The following is a 2633-nucleotide window of genomic DNA, read 5'->3' on the forward strand; positions in this document are numbered from 1 at the left end:
GATGCAGCTGGTCGTTGGCCCGGCCAATCCGGGCAGCCTGATCCTGGGCATGCTGGTGTCCATCCCGGTGTACGCGCTGTGGGCGCTGCCGAGCGTGGGCTGGCTGCTGCTGTGCTCGGCCTGGGCCAAGACCAAGCCGTTCCTGTGGGCGGTGATGCTGCCGCTGTTTGCCGGCATCATCGTCAGCACCACCCACCTGATGGGCGCCTTCGGCAGCACCAGCGGCTGGTTCTGGAAGAACATCGTGGGCCGCCTGCTGCTGGGCACCCTGCCGGGCAGCGACGTGTTCTACCGCACCGACCAGCTGCGCGCGGTCATCGGCGACCGCGACAACCTGGTGGCCGCGCTGGCCCCGTCCAACCAGCTGCTCGCGCTGAGCCTGCCGGAAGTGTGGATCGGTGCCGCCGTCGGCGTGGTGTTCATCATCCTCGCCATCCGCCTGCGCCGCCGCGCCGGCGAAATCTGATCGAAACGACTGCCCCGTTACCCTTCCAGGAGCCGCACATGATCCGCACCCTCGCTGTCGCTTCCCTGTTGTCGCTGCCGCTGGCCGCCCTTGCCGACGAGCCGCAGTGCAAGTTCAACGAGCCGCGCGCCCTCACCCTGGACCTGGCCGGTGCCAAGGCGGTGGTGTTCGAGGTCAACCAGCATGACCTGGTGCTCACCGCCGGCCCGGGCCCGGCCCAGTTGGCCGGCCGCGCCTGTGCCTCCGATGCCGCGTGGCTGCGCGAGCTGACCGTGACCCAGCAGAAGGTGGACGGCAAGCTGGTGGTGAAGCTGGTGCGCGAGGGCCGCAACCACGTGACCATGGGCAGCAACTACGCCTACCTGGACCTGCGTGGCAGCGTGCCGGACACGCTGCTGGTGCAGATGAAGGTGGGCTCCGGCGATGCCAGCGTGAGCGGGGCGCACTCGCTCAGTGCCGACGTCGGCTCGGGCGACATCAAGCTGCACGGGATCAAGGGCCTGGTCACCGCGGCGATCGGCTCGGGCGATGTGATCCTCGACGGTGCCGGTGCGCTGAACGTGATGTCGGTGGGGTCGGGCGACTTCAAGGCGCGCAACGTGGCCGGCAATGCCAAGGTCGGCACGCTCGGTTCGGGCGACCTGGACCTGGACGGGGTGCAGGGCAACGTGGAGCTGGGCACCGTCGGCTCGGGCGATGTGGACCTGCGCCAGGTCAAGGGCAACGTCAAGGTGGGCAACGTGGGCTCGGGCGATCTCGAGATCCGCGGCGTGGGCGGCAGCGTCAGCGTCGAGCGCCACGGCTCGGGCGATGTGACTGCGCGCGACGTGGCCGGCGACCTCACCGTGGCCAACAGCGGCAGCGGTGACATCCGCCACAGCGGCGTGGGCGGTCGCGTCCAGCTGCCGCGCGGCAAGTGATCTTCTTCCCTCACCACAAAGGAATGCCTGCATGAATACCCGACTGCTGCTGCCCGCCCTGCTGCTGTGCCTGCCGCTGGCCGCCTGCGGCAACCACGACGCCGACAAGGCCGCCCCGGCCACCGGCAAGGCCGACTCGCCCAGCGCCGCGACCAGCTCGGTGGGCAAGTCCGTGCAGGAGGCCACCGACCGGGCCCGCGCCGAACTGGCCAAAAAGAACATCAGCGTGTCCAACGGCCATCAGGACAAGGCCGAGATCACCCCGCAGGGTGAGCTGCTGATCAACGGCAAGACGGTGACCACCACGGCCGCACAGCGCGCGCTGCTGCTGGATTACCGCAAGCAGGTCGAGGCGTTGGCCGGGGCCGGCATGGACATCGGCGTGGCCGGCGCCAACCTGGGCGTCAGCGCGGCCGGCGAAGCGCTGAAGGGCATCCTGTCCGGCGATACGCAGGGCATCGAGGCACGGGTGAACGCGGAGGCCAGCAAGATCGAGGCCCAGGCCAAGAAGCTGTGCGAACTGATGCCGGCGATGATGGCCAAGCAGCAGGTGCTGGCGGCCGAACTGCCGGCCTTCCAGCCGTATGCCACGATGGACCAGAGCGACATCGACGACTGCAACAAGTAAGGGCCGGGTCTGCGACGTTCGGTCGCAGGCCGGCGCGCATGGCCGGGGGGAGGACTAGAATGGTCCTCCCCCTTTTCATGCCTGCCGTCTGCCCATGAAGAAGCTGTGCCTGCTCCTGTTCGCCCTGTTCTGCCTGGCCGCCACCGGCTGCGACCAGGATTACCGCAACCACCGCGCCGAGCGCAGCAAGCCCAAGATCACGGTCAGCGACGGCATGCTGACCGTGCGCCGGGCCCCGGCCCCGAACATCATCGTGCTGCCCAACGGGCACATGAAGATCGACGAGATCGAGATCCCGCTCGACGCCAGCCAGCAGGCGCTGCTGCAGGGCATGTTCGGCCAGCTGCAGGTGCTGCGCCAGAACACGCTCACCGACGCCCCGCCGGACCCGGCCAAGCGCTCGGTCAAGATCCAGGTCCCGGCCGGCATGCAGCCCATCCCCCCGGACCTGGTGCAGCGCATCCCGGAGTTCAAGGACTACACCGAGACCTTCGACAACCTCCAGGCCGATCGGCACTGACGGTTTGGTCGCGGGGGGGGGGGCACGCGAGTGCGTTGCCTTGTAGCTTGGGGCGGGTACGGGCGGGGGTACGCACAGAAAAAGCCGGTAGTGCCGGCC

Annotated in this window: 3 protein-coding genes and 1 pseudogene; all 4 read left to right on the forward strand. The window is 69.0% G+C overall.

Annotation, left to right across the window (positions count from 1 at the left end; genetic code table 11):
• Positions 1-466 (forward strand): annotated as a pseudogene (locus RSA25_RS19390) (hypothetical protein); the annotation flags it as partial.
• A gap of 38 nt (positions 467-504) precedes the next feature.
• Positions 505-1386: a DUF2807 domain-containing protein gene (locus RSA25_RS19395; protein ID WP_332810452.1), complete on the forward strand. Its 882-nt coding sequence runs from the start codon at positions 505-507 to the stop codon at positions 1384-1386.
• Between the two features lie 31 nt (positions 1387-1417).
• Positions 1418-2014, forward strand: a complete 597-nt coding sequence (locus tag RSA25_RS19400; protein WP_332810453.1) for a DUF2884 family protein — start codon at positions 1418-1420, stop codon at positions 2012-2014.
• A gap of 94 nt (positions 2015-2108) precedes the next feature.
• Complete coding sequence (locus tag RSA25_RS19405) at positions 2109-2534, forward strand: hypothetical protein (RefSeq protein ID WP_332810454.1); 426 nt, start codon at positions 2109-2111, stop codon at positions 2532-2534.
• The last annotated feature ends 99 nt before the right edge of the window (positions 2535-2633 follow it).

The sequence above is a fragment of the Stenotrophomonas sp. genome (assembly GCF_036662295.1).
GTDB lineage: Bacteria > Pseudomonadota > Gammaproteobacteria > Xanthomonadales > Xanthomonadaceae > Stenotrophomonas.